The following is a 1,810-nucleotide window of genomic DNA, read 5'->3' as shown; positions in this document are numbered from 1 at the left end:
GGATACGCACCAAATCCGTGCCACCGCCACCGTGCGTGATGGTGCGGGCAACACCGCCACGGCATCGGACGAACAAGACTACGGCGTGGAAAACACCGCGCCCGTTACCCCGCCGCCACCGCCCGCACCCGCACCGCAGCCGGAAGCAACGATTCGTTTGAATGCCTTGGATGCGGGGGTGTTGGCGAAGGACGGGGTTACGCGCTTGAGCGGGAAAGTTTTGTTGGACGGCGTGTTCGCACAGGGCAAAAACGCCCACCGCTTATACGGCATCCGTGTGGAAATCGGCGACAAAACCTACACGGCTGCCGTCAATCACGCCGACCAGCGTTTTCACATCGACATACCCGATGCCGATTTGGCGGCAAGCAACCACCAAACCATTCAATATCACTTTGATACGGCAAAAAGCCTTTACCAATTAAACAGCCAAAACGGTGGTTTTCGGGTGGAACGTGTCGATGCGCCCGTTTTGACGGCGCGTCATGTGCAGTGGGACGAACACACGCCCGTGCGCGACGGCAAACTGGCAGTCGCGCCCAAATCCGCCACCGTTGCCGTAAGCGGCGAAGTGGCGGGCAACGCGGTTCAGGTCGGCGATGAAGTGGTGCTTCAAGTCGGCAACGAAGCCGTCCGCGCCCGCATCGGCGACGATTTGCGCTTCACCGCCAACGTTTCCCGCGAACAGTTGGCGCAAACGGGCAAAGTGTCCGCCACCTTGCAAAACGGCACGGTTTCGCTGCACACCGATGCCGCCGTTTCCCGCGAAACCGCCTTGGACGGCACATTCGTCAGCCCGCACACCCATGTGAACAGCACCACCGCCTATTTGGAACGTCCGTATTTCGTCAATGTGCTGGCAGGCTGGAACGAAACACTGATGCACACCGGCTCCGCACCGCAAAACCCCGCCCAAACCGCCGTGTTGAAATATACCATTCCCGATTGGGAAGTATTGGACGACCCCAAAAGCCGTTACAAAAACTTCAGCGAAGCCGACAAAAAAGCCATTCGCGACCATTTGCAAGTGTTTGCCAAATACGGCAACGTGCGTTTTGAAGAAGTACAGGCACAGCAGGGCGTCAAAGAATACGACATCGCCTATCTGCAGCAGTCATACGGCGCGGGCGTCAATGCCTACGGCGAACCGGGCGGCAACGTATACATCAACAAACAGCGCAAATACAGTTGGCTGGACATGGGCTACGCCGCCAACTTCGACACCCTGCTGCACGAAACCCTGCATTCCTTCGGCGTACGCAAACACCCGCACGAAGGCCATGCCCGCGAACAGCTCGATTGGCTGGAAGACCGCCGCGCCTTAACCGTCATGTCGTACAAAGTCCGCAGTGGCGCGGAAGTACACGACCTGCGCCCCTACGACATCGCCTTTGTGCATTACCGCTTCGGCGTCAATCCGCAGGCGCGTGCGGGCAACGACGTGTACCGCTTCAAACCCTACAACCAAGGACGCTCGGACGGCGACGTGTATATTTGGGACGGCGGCGGCGTGGACACCTTCGACGCCTCCGACCAAACACAGGGCGTGAATGTCAATCTCACCCCCGGCTCGTGGATTTACGCGGGCAATCAGGCAAGCGAACACTTTGCCATCAACGGCGCAAAACGCTGGTCGGCGGCGGAATATTTCGGGCGCAGCCCCCACACCCTGATTCACGCCCCGGATTTTGAAGAAGTGTACAGCTACGATTTTGCCCAAAACCAAGCCTTTATCGGCTACGGCACACAAATCGAACGCTTAATCGGCTCGGCGCACAACGACACACTCACCGGCAACAACGCCGACAAC

1 protein-coding gene is annotated in these 1,810 nt (G+C 58.7%); it reads left to right on the top strand.

Annotated elements, in window-relative coordinates; genetic code table 11:
• A partial coding sequence (locus tag G392_RS13975; protein WP_034335069.1) for a hypothetical protein occupies positions 1-1,810 on the top strand: 1,810 nt, incomplete at both ends.

This window comes from Conchiformibius kuhniae DSM 17694 (assembly GCF_000428785.1).
GTDB classification, from domain to species: Bacteria; Pseudomonadota; Gammaproteobacteria; order Burkholderiales; family Neisseriaceae; genus Conchiformibius; species Conchiformibius kuhniae.
Note: the sequence above shows the minus strand (reverse complement) of the source record. Positions and strands in the feature narration are given on the sequence as shown.